This window comes from Agarivorans sp. Z349TD_8 (assembly GCF_050870825.2).
Classification (GTDB): Bacteria; Pseudomonadota; Gammaproteobacteria; order Enterobacterales; family Celerinatantimonadaceae; genus Agarivorans.
On record NZ_CP194037.2, the window covers coordinates 3,419,736 to 3,435,989 of the forward strand.

Annotated in this window: 14 protein-coding genes; 6 read left to right on the forward strand and 8 right to left on the reverse strand. The window is 44.0% G+C overall.

The window, feature by feature from the left end; all coding sequences use genetic code 11:
• Positions 1-123 precede the first annotated feature (123 nt).
• The gene (ettA, locus tag ACRRS1_RS15430) at positions 124-1,788 is read left to right on the forward strand and encodes an energy-dependent translational throttle protein EttA (RefSeq protein WP_432452302.1); all 1,665 of its coding nucleotides are present in this window, start codon (positions 124-126) and stop codon (positions 1,786-1,788) included.
• Positions 1,789-2,236: 448 nt separating this feature from the next.
• On the opposite strand, the gene ACRRS1_RS15435 is transcribed toward ettA, so the two are convergent.
• From ACRRS1_RS15435 to ACRRS1_RS15455, 5 genes are all read right to left on the reverse strand, one after another.
• Entirely contained in the window at positions 2,237-5,050 is a 2,814-nt protein-coding gene (locus ACRRS1_RS15435; RefSeq protein WP_432467431.1) for a tetratricopeptide repeat protein, read from the reverse strand.
• A 135-nt stretch (positions 5,051-5,185) separates the two neighbouring features.
• Positions 5,186-5,941 carry an exosortase-dependent surface protein XDP1 gene (gene xdp1, locus ACRRS1_RS15440; RefSeq protein WP_432459816.1) on the reverse strand — a complete coding sequence of 252 codons (756 nt, stop codon included), beginning with the start codon at positions 5,939-5,941 and terminating at the stop codon, positions 5,186-5,188.
• 245 nt (positions 5,942-6,186) lie between these two features.
• Positions 6,187-6,924: a ferredoxin--NADP reductase gene (locus tag ACRRS1_RS15445; protein ID WP_432456159.1), complete on the reverse strand. Its 738-nt coding sequence runs from the start codon at positions 6,922-6,924 to the stop codon at positions 6,187-6,189.
• Positions 6,925-7,029: 105 nt separating this feature from the next.
• Positions 7,030-7,554, reverse strand: a complete 525-nt coding sequence (locus ACRRS1_RS15450; protein WP_432459817.1) for a lipocalin family protein — start codon at positions 7,552-7,554, stop codon at positions 7,030-7,032.
• Positions 7,555-7,569: 15 nt separating this feature from the next.
• On the reverse strand, positions 7,570-8,331 hold the full coding sequence (locus ACRRS1_RS15455; RefSeq protein WP_432467430.1) for a sulfite exporter TauE/SafE family protein: 762 nt from the start codon (positions 8,329-8,331) through the stop codon (positions 7,570-7,572).
• 156 nt (positions 8,332-8,487) lie between these two features.
• On the opposite strand from ACRRS1_RS15455, the gene lhgO reads away from it, so the two are divergent.
• The 5 genes from lhgO (at position 8,488) to ACRRS1_RS15480 (ending at position 13,203) form a co-directional block, all read left to right on the forward strand.
• Positions 8,488-9,684, forward strand: a complete 1,197-nt coding sequence (gene lhgO, locus ACRRS1_RS15460; RefSeq protein WP_432467428.1) for an L-2-hydroxyglutarate oxidase — start codon at positions 8,488-8,490, stop codon at positions 9,682-9,684.
• A gap of 65 nt (positions 9,685-9,749) precedes the next feature.
• The gene (locus ACRRS1_RS15465; protein WP_432467427.1) at positions 9,750-10,811 is read left to right on the forward strand and encodes a CobW family GTP-binding protein; all 1,062 of its coding nucleotides are present in this window, start codon (positions 9,750-9,752) and stop codon (positions 10,809-10,811) included.
• Positions 10,812-10,858: 47 nt separating this feature from the next.
• Complete coding sequence (locus ACRRS1_RS15470) at positions 10,859-11,332, forward strand: peroxiredoxin (RefSeq protein ID WP_432467426.1); 474 nt, start codon at positions 10,859-10,861, stop codon at positions 11,330-11,332.
• A 60-nt stretch (positions 11,333-11,392) separates the two neighbouring features.
• Positions 11,393-12,148 carry a S1/P1 nuclease gene (locus tag ACRRS1_RS15475; RefSeq protein ID WP_432467425.1) on the forward strand — a complete coding sequence of 252 codons (756 nt, stop codon included), beginning with the start codon at positions 11,393-11,395 and terminating at the stop codon, positions 12,146-12,148.
• Between the two features lie 95 nt (positions 12,149-12,243).
• Positions 12,244-13,203, forward strand: coding sequence for a YbgA family protein (locus ACRRS1_RS15480; RefSeq protein ID WP_432452293.1), 960 nt, complete (start codon positions 12,244-12,246; stop codon positions 13,201-13,203).
• 115 nt (positions 13,204-13,318) lie between these two features.
• Here ACRRS1_RS15480 and pelA read toward each other — a convergent pair whose 3' ends face one another.
• From pelA to ACRRS1_RS15495, 3 genes are all read right to left on the reverse strand, one after another.
• Positions 13,319-14,857, reverse strand: coding sequence for a pectate lyase (gene pelA / locus ACRRS1_RS15485; protein ID WP_432467423.1), 1,539 nt, complete (start codon positions 14,855-14,857; stop codon positions 13,319-13,321).
• A gap of 770 nt (positions 14,858-15,627) precedes the next feature.
• Positions 15,628-15,756 (reverse strand): hypothetical protein, encoded by a 129-nt coding sequence (locus tag ACRRS1_RS15490; RefSeq protein ID WP_432452291.1) that lies wholly within the window; start codon positions 15,754-15,756, stop codon positions 15,628-15,630.
• 166 nt (positions 15,757-15,922) lie between these two features.
• Positions 15,923-16,228, reverse strand: coding sequence for a YkgJ family cysteine cluster protein (locus ACRRS1_RS15495; RefSeq protein WP_432452290.1), 306 nt, complete (start codon positions 16,226-16,228; stop codon positions 15,923-15,925).
• Between the last annotated feature and the right edge of the window lie 26 nt (positions 16,229-16,254).

Genomic DNA, 16,254 nt, shown 5'->3' on the forward strand with positions numbered 1-16,254 from the left:
AATAAATTATTCTTCCCCTAGTATCCCTTAACGAAGCCAGTATCATAGCGTCCTATGGTATTGAAGCTGTTTATATCTTTACAAAACACAGCAAATTATTAAGACATCTTAAAGGAAAGGCGAATGGCCCAATTTATTTATACGATGAACCGTGTTGGTAAAATCGTTCCCCCTAAAAAGCATATCCTAAAAAATATTTCCTTAAGCTTTTTCCCAGGCGCAAAAATTGGCGTATTAGGTTTAAATGGCGCAGGTAAATCTACCTTGTTACGCATTATGGCTGGGGTCGACACTGAAATTGAAGGTGAAGCCCGTGCTAACCCTGGGACCAAAATTGGCTACCTTCCTCAAGAACCGCAAATGGATTTAAGCAAAACGGTTCGCGAAGTTGTAGAAGAAGCGGTTGCGGTGGTTAAAAACGCCCAAGTTAGACTCGATGAAGTGTACGCAGCTTACGCCGAACCCGACGCTGATTTTGATGCGCTCGCCCAAGAGCAAGGAGAATTGGAGGCTATCTTAGCCACTCATGATGCGCATAGCCTCGACAACCAATTAGAGCGTGCCGCCGACGCATTACGCCTCCCTGATTGGGACGCAAAAATAGCACAACTTTCCGGTGGTGAGCGACGTCGCGTCGCCTTATGTCGACTATTACTAGAAAAACCAGACATGCTGTTACTCGATGAACCAACCAACCACTTGGATGCTGAGTCCGTCGCATGGTTGGAGCGTTTCTTACATGACTATGAAGGCACCGTTGTTGCCGTAACCCACGATCGGTACTTCCTCGACAATGTCGCTGGCTGGATCCTTGAACTCGATCGCGGTGAAGGTATTCCTTGGGAAGGAAATTACTCTTCTTGGCTAGAACAAAAAGAAAACCGCTTAAGCCAAGAAGCATCTCAAGAAAAAGCACGTATGAAATCGATTCAGAAAGAGTTGGAATGGGTTCGCTCTAATGCTAAAGGTCGCCAAAGCAAGAGTAAGTCTCGTATGGCTCGTTTTGAAGAACTAAATAACCAAAGCTTCCAAAGTCGTAATGAAACCAATGAGCTATTCATCCCTGCCGCCCAGCGACTCGGCGACAAGGTGATTGATGTTACCAATCTCAGTAAGTCCTTCGATGGTCGAGTCCTGATTAACGACTTATCGTTTAGCATTCCAAAGGGAGCTATTGTTGGGATCATTGGACCGAATGGTGCAGGTAAGTCGACTCTGTTTAAAATGATTACCGGTGTTGAACAAGCAGATTCTGGGAATATCGAGGTGGGAGATACCGTACAAATTGCCAGTGTTGATCAGTTTCGTGATGACATGGACAATAAAGCAAGCGTTTGGCAAGAGGTCTCTGGAGGCTCCGATATTCTCAAGATCGGTAATATCGAAATCCCAAGCCGAGCCTATGTGGGACGTTTTAACTTCAAAGGCTCCGACCAGCAAAAACGGGTTGGAGAACTCTCTGGTGGTGAGCGCGGGCGTTTACATTTAGCCAAGTTATTACAAGCGGGTGGCAATGTATTGCTGCTCGATGAACCGACCAACGATTTAGACATTGAAACCCTACGTGCGCTGGAGAATGCACTGCTAGAGTTTGCCGGCTGTGCCATGGTAATTTCACATGACCGTTGGTTCCTAGACCGCATTGCTACCCATATTCTCGACTACCGAGATGAGGGACAGGTGAACTTCCATGCTGGTAACTTTACCGAGTATGAAGCGTGGCTCAAAGAAACCATTGGTGAAGCTGCGGCTCAACCGCACCGTATCAAGTACAAACGGATCAACTAGCAACCTCACCAAGCAAGTCATGCCGTTCATAGCTCTTGAACGGCATTTTTATTTCTAGGCCTGCTTCGTTTGGCCGAATCAAATTGTCGATTTACGCCAACCGATCCTTGGGCTGTGCTTATTGGGACTTGCTAAGCCTTTTCCCGTTTAATTTCGAAGAGTAAATGGCATAGCAAAACGGTTTTTCTTGTTATCAAAAACCCGTAGACAAGCGAAAAATCTACTTTTGCGAAGTAAAGCTGAAAAACTTACAGCGTCTTCAACAGACAGATCCCGCGCAACAGGCTGCATATTCGACAGCGCCAAGAATGTACTAAATAGTGCGATTAATGGCCCCACTCGCATGGCGAATATTCACTGTTACGGCAAAGGAGCAGCAATAAAAAATCCGAGAGGGTATTATCTCTCGGATTATGAGTATAAGACGCTCCCAGATGACTTTTGTTTATTAGGCTTTATTCTTTTCTAAATCGCTGAGCAATTGTTTTGCGTCTTCATATTCCGCAAAATTTTGCGCAATAGCCAAAGCCGCTTTCAATTCAATTTTGGCCTCTGTGACACGACCTAGCTTGGCTAAAACATAGGCAAGGTGATAACGAATCGTTGGATCCGAGGAATCGGTGGTATAAGCTTCCCGCAAATACAACAAGGCTTGGTCGAAGTGACTTCGCTGGGCTTCTATCCAACCAATTGTATCCAGCGTCGCTGAACTTTTACTACCTTGTTGAAGGCTAATTTCAATCAAAGCAAAAGCCTTATCTAAATCACTCTTCGCATAAATATTAGCCAAGTTATTAATTAAACTAGGCTCATCTTTTAGGCTTGGGAATTTACGCAAGGCTTCATAGTGCGATTGGGCCTTGGCATAATTTTTTTGCCGCATATAAGTATCGGCTAACAAGCGGCGATGCCAAGCCATTTGCGAACTATTATCAAGTAAACCTTCAAACTGTTCAGTGAACTCATCAACTGCTATATTTTGTTGCGCCAGTTGATATAGATGAATTGCAGCACCTCGATTAAATTTATTTAGAGTCAAGGCTTGGCTATAAGCTTTCTGGGCTGCCAAGGGATCATCTTTAGCGAGAAATATGCCACCTTGCAAAGCATATAATTCGCTGCTTTCACCAAATTGTTCTGTCAATTGGCTCACCACAACTTCAGCACTGGCGATGTTTGCTTGAGCCAAGTCGATTTGCCCTTGCATGAGCAAGGTTGACATATCTTCTGGGGCTAAAGCGCGGGCTTTTGCCAAGCTCGCTTTCGCCCCATCAAGATCCTTCGCTCTTACTTGCAAGCTTGCAAGCAACTTCAGTTTAGGGGCTTGTTCCTTCCATAAACTATCTAACAAACCTAAAGGGTAGGCTGTATCTTGATAGCGCTCTAATTGTATCAAGATCTCGGCATAACGAGTCAGGTAAGCCTCATTTAGAATATATTCTCTATTCAACTTTTCCACTAAAGTTAAGGCTAAAGGCCATTGTTGAGTTTGCATATAAATATCTAATTTCAACTCTTTCGCTACACGATTATCCGGCTCATATATCAATACTTTATCTAGCTGAGCTGTCGCATCAGCATAGGCTTGTTGTTGGAAGTAAATACGGGCGGCAACTAAGTGACTCGGTGAATGCTGAGGTTCAATTTTTAGAATTTGTTGAAAGATGGTCAAGGCTTGGTCAAGATCATTATTCGTTTGAAAAATCAGCGCCTTATTAAACATTGCACTGATATTCTCTGGACTTTTCGCTAATACTTTATTTAGATATTGAAGAGCTAAATCAGCTTGATTCATCTTAATATAATAGGCGGCAATCAAATTTTGGGCCTGAGTCGTTTTCACCTTACGTTTAATCAGGCTATCGATGCTTAGTTTCGCCGCATCTATATCATCAATTTCTAAAGCCAACTCTCCTTTGAGTTGCAACCATTTTAAAGGCGATTGATCATCACTATAAGGCAAAGACGTGAGCTGCAAAAATGCTTGTTGAGGCTCCCCACTCGCGCGTAATAACTCAGCTTCTAAAATACCAATATAATTAGATTTACTATGGTACGCCCGCATCTGTTCAAAAGCTTGTTGCGCCGCCCGAATTCGTCCGGATTCAATATACAAATAGACCAACTGTGCTGATAAACCCAGATCGGGAAGAATGTATTCGAAATTATCTTGTAGCAATAATTGCAACTTATAAGCCTGATCTGAGCGAAGGTAAACCTTGGCCAACATTCGAGTCGCCCCTAAGTCACTCGGTTTTGCCTTTAAATACTGACTCAAATACTGTTGCGCTTTTTCATCATTCTGGCGAATAAACTCCGATGCGCCTTGAATAAACAGCAGCATACTGGGGTCAGTTAACTCACTCCCTTCCGCTGCAGAAATTTTCTGGGATAACTCGGCCAGGCTTTGCTCTGCAAGCTCAAATTCGTCTTGCTTCGCGAGTAAGGTCGCATTGATCAGAATGGCAGTCGGATCATTGGGGGTTTGTTTTTGAATACGCTGTAGGTAATGCTTAGCTTGCTCAAGACGATTCAACTTAAGATTGGTCATCACCAAACTACGCAATATCTTAGGATCCTCTGGATCAATGGAAATAGCATGTTCATAACTCACCAAAGCTTGCTCGAGCATGCCTTGAGCCGCGACCAGATCACCCTTCAACTTCCAGGTTCGTTCATTATTATTGTTAATTGCTAAGGAGTGAGTGACTAATTTATCCGCTAAAAGGTATTCCTTTTGAGCTAAATAAAGGGTTGCCAGCGTATTGATTGCACTCGATTGATTCGGCGCTAACTGCAGTGCTTGTTCAAATTCTAACTTCGCGAGCTCAACTTGTGATTTGCGTAAATAGATGCGTCCACGTAATAGCTTCCATTCAAATTGACTATTTTTTGAAAACTCAGCAGAACGTTGCTCTAGCGCCAACACAGCGTCAATTTTCCCTTGCAGCAATAGCACGTTACCGAGCAAGGGGAGAACCAGATTAATATCCGCACCTAGAGATAAAGCTTCTTCTAACTGCTCCTCTGCTGCAGCTAAGTTATTTGCATTAAAATACACTTTAGCTAATAACAATTTAGAAGAGAGATGTTGTGGATTTGCTTTTAAGGCATTTTTCAAATGAATGAAGGCTTCATTCTCGTCACCTAATTGATAAGCCTTAACTGCCAGTTCATAGTTATTGGTTTGTTCATCGGCAAAGGTAACGTTTCCCATTAACAGCAGCGTGAGAGCAATAATCGTTTTATTCATTCTTAACATGCATTTCCTTTACTTCGCGTGAACAATCAATTGATTCAACAAGCAGTATCTAATGAACAAGCAGCAAAAAAAAGACAAAAAAATACGAAATACAGCGTATTTCGTATTTTTAAACTAAAAAGGAGTTCAGTTAAATTATGCTTGGCGCTTGTTCTTACGTAAAGCAAGTCCAAATAGACCCATGGCTAACAACATCACCGTGCCAGGTTCAGGAACACTGGTTGCTGGTTGTAAAGGATCTTCACCTGGAGTCGCCTTAGCCCCCGCTAATTTAAAGGCATCGTTGTTATCAGACCAACCGAAGCTTCCAAATATCGGATTGTATGCCCCAATCAACCAGTATTTAGAGCTAGCACTGGAGTCAATGGCCTGATAGGCAAATTCATCTGCATCCGCAACTTCCGCTTCGGTGGTCCAACCCAAGCCAGCCAAATCGTCCCAAGTTTGGCCATATAAAACTGGCGTATCACTACCGGAATAGGCGAGAACGCTAACATCGGCACTACTTGATGAACTATAACCGTAGTCTTCATAGGCCCAACCAAGCGTAAAACCAGACAGGTTAACTGACTGATCAAAGCTTAATAGCACCATGTCATGGTCATTACCAAAGCTGTCGATAGCATGGCTCGGTGACCCAGAGCGTTCGTCCTGATTTTTAGACATCAGGCCCCAATAATCGCTATAACTCAATCGAGTATTCGCTAAGGTTTCATCTTCGCGACGAGTCCCGGTATCGGACCAACCTTGAACACTCAAACCATCTAAATCTAGCGTATTGCCATAATTTGTTCCGGACAGAGTTCCATCATCGAAATCCCACACTTGCTCTGCAGCAACAGCCGACAAAGATAAAGCACAACTTGCTACTAACAAAATATGTTTAAACACAACGCCTCCCAACTAGCATCCTGCTATTAAAATTTAATCTTTTACTGCCTCATACAAAGCAAATTTCAAGCCAACTATAATTAATCTATTTAAACAATAACTTACAAACCAAACCTGATATTTTAAACGCTAAGTGTAAAAAAAGCTGACAAATGATTCCTTTGCTTTACATGCCGCAAAACTGAATGCAGCTGTAAACGCAGTGTAATTTTCAAGCGATTCTATCACAATAAAGTCAATCCACACTACCAATAGCGCTCTACGGTGATCTGTCCGGGCTTCCTGCGCAGGTTTTTAATCAAAGCTTTATGCTCTAGCTCTCGCTGTGCATCCGCGATCATCTCAGGATTTCCACAGATGATCACTTGCGAATTGTCTACCTTAAACTCTAAACCAACGGCGCGCTCCAGAGCCCCATTGGCGATCGCCAAAGGAATACGACTCTTGAGTGCATCAGGATAAACTTCGCGAGTCACCATTGCTTGAAAAATAAATTGCTCTGCATATTGAGCTTTATATTTATCAATCAACGGTTGATAGGCGATATCTTGAGCGTAACTGACGGCATAAACTAATACAATTTTTTCAAAGCGCTGCCATACCGCAGCAGTTTCTAACATTGAAAAATATGGACCAATCCCCGTCCCACTGCCGAGCAGCCATAGATGCTTCCCCTCAGGGACTTCATCTAAAACCATAAAGCCTGAGGCTCTGCTGGATACTTCGATACAATCGCCAAGCTGCAGGGAATGTAGATTGGGCGACAATAAACCTTGCTCAACTTTAATGGCTAAAACCTCTAAATAATCACTGTCAGGAGGATTCACCAAAGAATAAGCTCGAGCGATACGTTTTCCATCTCGCATTTCCGATAACTTAATGAACTGGCCGGCAGTGAATGGTTCAATATCGGCTTTTATCCGTAAGCTAAATAATTGTTCATTCCAATCAATACGTTGTATAACCAAACCTTTAGTCCACATCATGGTTCCCTCGTGACTAAATCAAAATATGCAACACTGTTATATTGCTCATAAAGCGCATAACTCTCAGCTCAGGAATAGCACCAAATTTGATTCAACAATGATTTATCGTCGCCGGCGTTGTTCGACAAAAATCAATTGACTGGTATCAAAACCATAGCTTTTGGCTTTCTTTAATAAATCAATTCGAAGCTGAGGGGAGATCTCGGGATTACGCGCCAAAATCCATAAATAATCTCGATTGGGTCCAGCAACCAACGCATATTGATAGTTTTTATCTAATACAAAAACCACATAGGCTCCGTAGAAAGGACCAAAGAAAGAGACTTTTAAATGCGCAACCTTTGGTGAATCGACAAACTTGGCGATGCCCTTCGCCTCAGACCAAGTTTGTTTTTGCTCAGAGAAGCCTTTGTTGAGCACTCTCACTCGGCCATCCCTAGCTAAACTGTAAGTCGCAGTCACTTGGCTTAAGCCTCGCTCAAAGGAATGATCGAGGCGCGCAATTTCGTACCAAGTCCCCAGATAACGAGACAAATCAAAGTTGTCTACAGGCTCTATACCCTCAGGCTTAGCAGTGCAAGCAGACATCAACAGCAGACTAAAGCAAACCAGTAACAAACGATTCATGAGCATGCTTCCAAATTAAAACCAAAGCGCCGCAATACAGCCCACTAAGGTCATCGCAAATAAAAACCACTTCAAAGTTGTGGGGGCAGCCTTAATGGCAAATTTAACCGCATAATGCGCGCCAATGATATAACCCACCGCTAATACGCTCCCTGGTAACCACAACACTTGGTCACGAACAATAAAGATCACCAAGGCAATGCTAGTAAATGCCAAAGTGCAAACTAACTTAAGTGCATTTGCTCTCACTAAATCGTAGCGTAGACTGCCAGCTAAGGCCGCGACCAATATGAAACCGACTCCCGCTTGAACAAAGCCCCCGTAAAAACCAGACAAGGCCAGACTCCATTTGGCGGCGGGCGTCTGCCTTACTTTTTTAGCTTGGGTTCCCGGTTCCGCAGCAACGACACTGGGTTTAATCAGTATCAGTCCAGCCATCGTCAACATCGCACCCAGCAACAAATATTTAATGATCCAGCTGGGAGCATAAGAAGCAGCAACGGCCCCAAATAATCCCCCCACCATGGTTGGCCACAAGATAGGAACCACATCTTCGATATCTAATTGACCATGTTTCTTGAAACCTAAGGCTCCCGTGAGACATTGTAAAAAAATACCAACACGGTTAGTGGCATTGGCGATTTCGGCGGGCATTCCCATGACCATTAAGGCTGGTAGCGTTAAATTTGAGCCGCCCCCCGCTAAAGTATTGATGACCCCTGCTACCAAGCCAACTCCCAACAGCAACAAACCATGCCAAATCGTAAAGTCGATCATTAAACGAAACTCCTCATCGATAAATTCACCTTAGCATTGCCTTAAACAATAATCATTAACATCTTGTATCCTTTAATCTTGCTCACACTAATTTTGTATCAACAGCAGTGCTCGGGCACAATGACAGCATGATGCTCGAAACGGAAAGTAACTAAAATGTACAATTACATCATTATCGGCGGCGGTATTGTTGGACTTTCTACCGCTTGGCAGCTTCAGCAACACCACCCGCAAGCCAAGATCCTGCTAATCGAAAAAGAAACTCAATTGGCGCAGCATCAAACGGGCCATAACAGCGGCGTGATCCATGCGGGTGTGTATTACCAACCGGGCAGCCTGAAAGCCAACTTTTGTAAACAAGGCCACCAGCAAACGCTCGCGTTTTGTAAGCAGCATCATATTCCGGTAGAACAATGTGGAAAACTGTTAGTTGCCAGTAATCCCCTAGAACTCAGTAGAATGCAGGCACTCGAACAACGCTGCCAAGCGAATGGCATTCAAGTTGAACGACTCGATGGCCAGCAGCTCAGGGAATTGGAACCGAACATTTGCGGCTTAGCCGCTCTCAAAGTAGCCGCCACAGGGATTGTCGATTACCAACAAATTTGCCTTAAAATAGCGCAACTATTTCAAGACTTAGGCGGTGAAATAAAGCTCGCTCAGCAAGTAATAAAATTAAACGAAGATCCCCACAGGATCCGCGTTACGACCCAACAAACGAGCATTGATACCCAGTATCTAGTCGTATGTGGTGGTTTAATGGCCGACCGCTTATGCCAAATGTTAGACATAGACATCGATTTTCAAATCATTCCCTATCGCGGTGAGTACTATCAATTGACTGCGCGCCATAATCAACTCATTAAACACCTGATCTACCCGATCCCCGATCCAGAACTTCCATTTTTGGGCGTACATCTGACCAAGATGATCAACGGTTCCATTACGGTGGGGCCTAATGCAGTTCAGGGTTGGTCTCGCGAAGGCTATCAAAAAGGCGCATTTAATCTTTGTGATATCAAGCAAATGCTAGCTTTCAGTGGGTTTTGGAAGGTCGCCAAACAACACTTTCGCAGTGGCTTGAGTGAAACCAAAGACTCATTCTTTAAATCTGGATATTTGCAGCGTGTACGTAAATACTGCCCGAGCCTACAGCGCCATGATCTTGGCCCCTACCCAGCCGGGATCCGCGCCCAAGCTGTACTTCGTGATGGCACCTTAGTACATGACTTTTTATTTGCCCAAAGCGCACGTAGCTTACATGTTTGTAATGCCCCCTCACCTGCGGCAACCTCAGCATTTCCAATTGGCGCGCACATCTGTGATAAATTAGCGGCATTGAGTCAGCCCTAATGAAAGAATAATCGACTAAACGCTGCATTATAAATTGGCGCAGTCGATCTCTAGGTAAAAGTTATATGCAAATCATCACTAAAGCTGTGCCAACCAATCTTATCTCTGGATTTTTAGGTGCAGGAAAAACCACCTTAATTAAACATCTGCTGGCCAACAAGCCTCCAGAGCAACGTTGGGCCGTTTTAAGCAATGAATTTGGCGAAATAGGTCTCGATGCCGACTTCATTTCCGCCGCAGACCCCGACTCAAAGGTATTCATCAAAGAAGTCCCCGGAGGATGCCTATGTTGCGCTGCAGGGGTGCCGTTTCAGGTGGCGCTGACACAACTATTACGAACGGCAAAACCAGACCGTTTATTAATCGAACCGACCGGCCTCGGCCATCCCAAACAAATTCGGCAACGCCTGCAAAGCTTAAGTGCTCAAGCACACTTACAGCTCGCGGCGACACTCACCTTAGTAGATGCTCGAGTAATTACCGACCCCCGCTATACCTCACACCCCAATTTTGCAGCACAGTTGGCAATTGCAGATCTGATCCTTGCCAGCAAAAGCGAAAGCTATCAATCGAAGGACCTAGAAGAACTGCAAGCTTTTCTTCGGCAGCTCGGGCTATCTGCCACCCCCTTACTCGCAATCCGTAGAGGAGAGTTAGCTCTAAACTATTTAGATGTAAACGGGTCTAAAGCAAAGGAACCAGAGCCATTCAGTCTAGGCTCAAATTCACTCGATGGGTCTCTACAAGAGCAAGCGCTCACAGCCGTAAACGATCAACAAGCCCCGCTAACTAAAGCTATCTGCAAGGTTCAGCACCTTGAAGGATATACCAGTATCGGCTGGCATTTGCCTGCACAATATCGTTTTGAAGCGCAACAACTAGCTGCATTTATTAACACATTAGAGTTACTTCGAGCCAAAGTCCTATGCCAATGTGACCAAGGAAGCTTGTTACTGAATCGCCTTGGACAACACACTCACATCGAATACTTACCTGCCAATACCATCAACAAACTAGAACTGATTGGTCAAGACCTGCCCCAACTCGAACAACTTAATCATCAGTTACTGGCCTGCTGTCTCAATCCCAGCCAAGACTTGCTTGCCCAACTCAAGAATAGGCTCTAGTCTTAGCAATCGAGTATTCACCTGATTCAATCTAAAAGGAAGTCTGCATGATCGAAGTTGGACAAAAGTTACCCGAAGCTAGCTTAAGCGAATTAACCGCCGACGGTATGAAAACCCATAAGCTGAATCAATTGTTTGCTGGCAAAAAAGTGGTCTTATTCGCGGTACCCGGTGCTTTTACGCCCACCTGCTCCGAAGCCCATCTACCAGGTTTTGTGATCTTAGCCGATCAAATCAAGGCTAAAGGTGTGGATATTATCGCCTGTGTCGCAGTGAATGACGCTTTTGTAATGCAAGCCTGGGGAACAGCGCAAAATGCTGAGCAAATAATGATGCTAGCCGACGGAGATGCGAGCTTCACCAAGGCGCTAGGTCTAGAAATGGACACCGCTAGTTTTGGCGGTATTCGTTCACAACGCTATGCCTTGATTATCGACGACTTAACGGTCACAACGGTGAATGTTGAACAAGCAAAAAGTTTTGAGCGAAGTAAAGCAGAAACCATTTTAGACTTGCTGTAAATCCTAATCACGCTCGCTAACAGCTTTCGAGTGAACTGTTAGCGACATTGAGGTCGCAACTTGAAACGTTTTCATCTGCTATTGTGCTGTTGCTTGATTTCTTTTCCCTGTTTTGCTTTTGGTCATTTGGGCCATCAGTTAGTGGCTTATATTGCCCAACAGAATTTAACGCCTACCGTCACTCAACGGGTGAGCGATATTCTCGATGGAAAGTCACTGGTCGACGTCGCAAGCTGGGCCGATAAAATTCGTGACCAAAAACAATGGCAACATACCGGACCTTGGCATTACCTGAATATAGACAAGGGGAAAACTCTTGCTCAACAACGGCGCTCAGCAAAAGGTGATGTGCTCAGCCAGCTCGAGTATTTCGAGCGACAACTCGCTCAAGCAGCGAGCCACAACAAACAACAGCAAGCCTTAAAGTTTTATGTACACCTACTCGCCGATCTTCACCAACCCTTACACCTTGGTTATGCCCAAGATCGCGGCGGAAATACCCGCAAAATTAGCTGGTACGGTAAACCCTCAAACCTCCATCGAGTCTGGGATAGTCAGCTATTAAATACCCGCGACGACTCCCCTGAGAACTATGCCAAGTGGCTCATCAAACACTATTCCAAACAAACTTTCGAGATTCATTTAAGTTATCCTCAGTGGATAGCCGAGACTCGTCAACTGGTGCCACAGGCCTATCAATTTTCTAGTCCTCGACTTGGCCAGTCATATGTTAATCGTCACCGGGCAAGCCTAGAATTACAAATCGTCAAAGCTGGCCTCCGGCTCGCAGCCAAACTGAATCAACAACTAGGATAGACAGACACGACCAAAGATCGAATTTTTTTCAGCGTAAAGTGATCGCCCCACGCTCACTTGCGTATTAAGAATGAAGACAACCAGGGGAAAGCATCATGAACCGATTCTCTAGCGACAAAATTTCCGTCGGCATCAGTAGCTGCTTATTAGGCCAAGAAGTTCGTTACGACGGCGGACATAAGCAATCACGCTTCTGTCGTGTCGAGTTGGCTGAGTTTTTTAGCTTCGAGCCCACCTGCCCAGAGATGGCGATTGGCATGGGTAGCCCTCGCAAAGCGATTCGCTTAGTTCAGGATGACCAGCGGATCAGTCTGCAGGCCAGTGATGGCAGCTTCGATGTCACTGAAAAAATGCATGATTATACCGAGCGTCGCTTGCCGCAACTCGGTCATCTTAGCGGTTATATCGTCTGCGCTAAATCACCAAGCTGTGGCATGGAACGAGTCAGTGTTTATCATCCGCAGAAGAACAACGCAACTAAAGATGGCAGCGGCCTATTCACCGCTAAATTAATGCAGGCCTATCCCTTGCTTCCTGTAGAAGAAGATGGCCGGCTGAATGACCCCTTACTTCGGGAAAACTTTATTAACCGAGTGTTTGCTTACCATGAGTGGAAAAGCTTGGCCGACGAGGGCCTGAGTGTCGCGAAAGTACAGCGCTTTCATGCAAAATTCAAGTACCTATTGATGGCCCACCACCCAGAAAAATATCGTCATTTGGGTCCCTTAGTCGCGAATTTAAACGGTAATCATGACCAGAGCGGTTTTAACGCCTACATCGCTCAGTTTATGGCAATTCTTAAACACAATTGCAGCCGTAAAAATCACTGTAATGTATTGCTGCACTTGCAAGGTTATTTCAAACGCGAATTAAATCCGGAACAAAGACAAGAGCTGAGTGAACGGATCCACCAGTACCGTGAAGGCTTACTTCCCTTACTGGTTCCGATTAGTTTAATTCAACACTACTTGCGCGAGCACCCTAATCACTATGTTGCGATGCAGGCTTACCTAAATCCGCATCCAAATCAGCTGAAGTTACGCTATAGCCTTTGAAAATAAGGCCCATCACAGCGCTTTATTTCACAAAAAAAAGCTTTAAGCCTTTCGGCTTAAAGCTTTTACTTAACACAGGAACAAGGATTAAAGAACAGGATTAAGGTCTTTCTATTTACTCAGCTAAAACGTTCACCTTAGGCGAGTATTTCGCTTGCCATTTAGGATAATTATTTTTAATTAATTTACCCGGTGACGTTACCAACCAACTATATTTCACCCGACGCTCGTAGCTTACTTTTTCGTAAGCATCCAAGTGATCGCCTTGGCGATTAGAGAATAGCGGTTGCAGAGTTTCGGTATTGATAAAACGTGGCCATACGGTGCTACCTTGTTTATCAATCACAATTCGGTTGCGACCAAATTCAAGAGTGTCGTCTTTGGTCTTCACTAATTTTTTATCTTTAATGCTCTGAGACTTCAAGAAAGCCACAGAACTATTAATCGCATCAACAACTTCTGATGATGGTTTATCAATGCTCATCAAAAATTTGATCACTTTCACGCTCTCATCACCACTAATTGATGCAAGCTCGTATGAGCGACCGCGTTCACAGGCAAGCGTATCCACATTATATTGGGCACACCATCCGGTCTTCACGCCATTCACGACCACTTGGTTATCGAGAATAAAGCGGATCCCTTTATTCATTGAGGCTTTCGCGCGGGTCGCTAGGTCATCAGAAACAAAAGCAAAATCTTTAGTTTTATTCGCCACTTCTTCTAAAATATTGAGCGTATTAGAAATAGCATTATCATTGAACGTCACATGACGATGATAGCCTCGAGTTTGTGGGAAGAATTGTGGCCAACCCCCGTTGTCATATTGCCCATTAATTAAATACTCAACCCCACGAATGATGCTTTCTTGTAAACGTTGATCTGAATGCTGTTGGTTAATCTTCGCCAACACTTCAATTTGCAAGTTCGTGGCATCGTTATCAATCGTAGATTTCTGACGATAAGTGGGAAAAGTATCACGATCATAAGCAACCGATAAATCATTAGAGCTACCAATCTTAAACCAGCCGCCATCTACATTTTGGTTAGCTAGCATAGCCTCTGCCACATTCTTCGCTTCTTTAGAGGCAAACCACTCTGGTTTTTGTTTGAGAATAGTCTTGGCCGAAATTTTGCCCTTATGCGCTTTAAAGATGGTACCGCTAGGGCGTAGTAGCGTTACTTCGGCAATGTGTCTAGATGAATTCCAAGTATATTTAGCGCCGAGTCCTTCAAATACAAAGCGAAATGGCACATACAAGGCCCCCTCTATGATCTGGGGTGCGGCTGGAGCCTTGACCGTTTTACCATTCACTACAGCATCAGCAGAATCAAGCACCATCGACACAACTTTTTTATTTAAACGATACTCAACCGTCTTACCATCAAAAGACATTTCACCGTTTAATTCATCAAAAATATCGTCTAACGGCGCTATCACCACCTTCTCTTTAGTCATCAGTGGTTTTAGATAATAAGCATCCAGTAGCTCATGATAACTCCCGTCGACTTTCATCATCGGCTCACTCATGATCAATGAAACCGTATGTAAGTCACTATTTTCCCAAGTCACGGCTTGTTCTGCATAAGCCGAACTTGCAGTGCAAGCGGCTGCCAGCATCAGGGCTAAATAAGTTTTTTTAACCAACTTCATTCTGCTTCTCCAAATACTTATGTTTAGTCGTCGACAAGCTTCTCTGCTTTACCACAGCCAATGAAATAATCGACAAATGCTCTGTACAAAATAAAACATCGCTAGCACTTTTACGGTTGGCCATTGAATGACCAATGACGACCCAGTTCAGCTAACTATATCGGTACAGCTTTAAGAAACGATGGTTGTATATTATTAAAAAGCAGTTTTAAAAAAGAAGATCGAAGTCTGGTTTTTCTATATATGATTTGAATTGATTCACAAAAACAAACTTCCGTAGCAAAAAATATCCTTTATTTTAATAAACTTACCCATCATTACTAACTCCCCCAAAAAAGTTGACTCACTCCAGGAACCACAAGCTGGCATAGGGCGGTCGTCATCGAGAACCGATCACTCTAATTAGATAAGCTCTTACTGAGATAAAGGCTTAATTCATATGATGGGCAAAGGTATGGAAACAGCGTTTTAACTCACCGAATGCCACGCCTAAGAGCAAACACTTTGGCTATCGCCTGTTTATAGGGACCACATACGCTAGATTAAGTAAAAATTAGCCCTTGTTGGTGCGACATTACGGGCTATTTGTTCGAGATATTTTTATTGCGCAGCGCTAACCACGCTTGCTCACTTGGCATCTCTTAAATTTGGGTACAGAATCCCCCCAAAAAAATCAGAATTCCAATCAGCTCTTGAGTCAACATAAACATAAGCTGCAACGTCTGCCTTGATCCGTGTGGAGAATAAACCAAGCAGCCCCCAAACGAACTTTAAATCCGATGAAGTATTTGGACCCGAGCTTCCACAACAACGACAAAAATCGCAGGTAACTCTCCAGACAAGATAAATGAGACTTCACTACACAAACAGCTTTCTTTCATTTCATCTCCATACCACATTCACGCTCCATCGCTCGAAGCGAAATGGTGCATCCTGCGGAATGTTTTAACATCATCCTTTGTAACTGAAATGCCGACATAAACTTCGAATGGACTATCCAGCAAGGCTTCTGTCGTGAAATGCTTGATAAAATAAATGAACTTTGTGTTCTAGCTCGATGGGAAATCAAGTGAGCATCGATAGCGCTCTCTCATTTCGACACTGATAGGATCCCATTTCAAATTCGCGACAGATCCAAGGCCGGTTTTCATATATAGAACACAGTAAAGTCTCACGATCCAACGCTGAGCACCAGCCATCATCTAAACGTAGCATGCTTTCACCGCCCCATTCATCAACAACAATATGATGGTCGGGAACCCCTGTGTCGCTAATAATCATAACTTCTAATCGACAACAGCAAGCATGGCAATTAGAACAGCTGACTTCAGTTTCGGATAATATTTTAATATTAATCGCCACATATCTCATCTATTGGAACAGCAGGGGATTTTACC

What these genes read in the sequence shown, in the direction of transcription:
- ettA (WP_432452302.1), top strand. Translation starts at nt 124, where the DNA reads ATGGCCCAATTTATTTATACGATGAACCGTGTTGGTAAAATCGTTCCC.
- ACRRS1_RS15435 (WP_432467431.1), bottom strand. Translation starts at nt 5,050, where the DNA reads ATGTTAAGAATGAATAAAACGATTATTGCTCTCACGCTGCTGTTAATG.
- ACRRS1_RS15445 (WP_432456159.1), bottom strand. Translation starts at nt 6,924, where the DNA reads ATGTGGACTAAAGGTTTGGTTATACAACGTATTGATTGGAATGAACAA.
- ACRRS1_RS15450 (WP_432459817.1), bottom strand. Translation starts at nt 7,554, where the DNA reads ATGAATCGTTTGTTACTGGTTTGCTTTAGTCTGCTGTTGATGTCTGCT.
- ACRRS1_RS15455 (WP_432467430.1), bottom strand. Translation starts at nt 8,331, where the DNA reads ATGATCGACTTTACGATTTGGCATGGTTTGTTGCTGTTGGGAGTTGGC.
- lhgO (WP_432467428.1), top strand. Translation starts at nt 8,488, where the DNA reads ATGTACAATTACATCATTATCGGCGGCGGTATTGTTGGACTTTCTACC.
- ACRRS1_RS15465 (WP_432467427.1), top strand. Translation starts at nt 9,750, where the DNA reads ATGCAAATCATCACTAAAGCTGTGCCAACCAATCTTATCTCTGGATTT.
- ACRRS1_RS15470 (WP_432467426.1), top strand. Translation starts at nt 10,859, where the DNA reads ATGATCGAAGTTGGACAAAAGTTACCCGAAGCTAGCTTAAGCGAATTA.
- ACRRS1_RS15480 (WP_432452293.1), top strand. Translation starts at nt 12,244, where the DNA reads ATGAACCGATTCTCTAGCGACAAAATTTCCGTCGGCATCAGTAGCTGC.
- pelA (WP_432467423.1), bottom strand. Translation starts at nt 14,857, where the DNA reads ATGAAGTTGGTTAAAAAAACTTATTTAGCCCTGATGCTGGCAGCCGCT.
- ACRRS1_RS15490 (WP_432452291.1), bottom strand. Translation starts at nt 15,756, where the DNA reads ATGTGGTATGGAGATGAAATGAAAGAAAGCTGTTTGTGTAGTGAAGTC.
- ACRRS1_RS15495 (WP_432452290.1), bottom strand. Translation starts at nt 16,228, where the DNA reads ATGAGATATGTGGCGATTAATATTAAAATATTATCCGAAACTGAAGTC.